Annotated in this window: 1 protein-coding gene; it reads right to left on the bottom strand. The window is 40.6% G+C overall.

All coding sequences use genetic code 11. The features are described 5' to 3' along the window. On the bottom strand, positions 1-667 hold a 667-nt coding region (locus ACFIO5_RS12145; protein ID WP_375705545.1), incomplete at both ends, for an AIDA repeat-containing protein.

Raw genomic sequence — 667 nt, 5'->3', positions numbered from 1 at the left:
GCTCTATTTTCAATCGTTAGATTTTTCACGTATCCACCAGCATGAACTACTTGAACAGCACCAGTGTATAAAGTAACAGTGTCCGCTTCACCTCCTGCTAAAATACGCTGCATCCCACCCGCGAAAACTTCAGTATTGATCGCTAAACCACCGCTCTTTTGTGCAAAAGTATCATCCTCTGAGAACCATTTAGCAAGAGTTTGTATTCCTCCTTCCATAATTTTTGTTCCTACAGCCATTCCATCATCATATACACTCTGATATCCTGGTATTTCACCTTGTCCGTAAATGGTTGTGTTATAGGCGCTGCTTCCTGCAATACTCCCATTTACATAACCATCTCCAAAAATAAGCTGCTCACCGCCATAGATTTGAGCTTTCAATGTAACCCCTCCACCCTCGACATTTTGTTTTCCACCTTCATAAACAATAGTAGATTCTGAAATACCTTGTTCTGCCACAATCTCAGAACCACCATGTTCAATTGTCGTATTTTTACTGAAACCACCTGCCTCAACATAGAGTGTTCCAGCCCCCTCAACCATAGTGTTAATGGACCATTTAGGATCATCTGATTCTCCATCATCAGAAATATGAACGCTATCCTCACTGATTATAGAGCTTTGCAAACTTTCTTCTTCCTTTTCCATAATGAAATCATCTGGAT

It is taken from the genome of Bartonella sp. AA86SXKL, from assembly GCF_042196885.1.
Note: the sequence above shows the minus strand (reverse complement) of the source record. Positions and strands in the feature narration are given on the sequence as shown.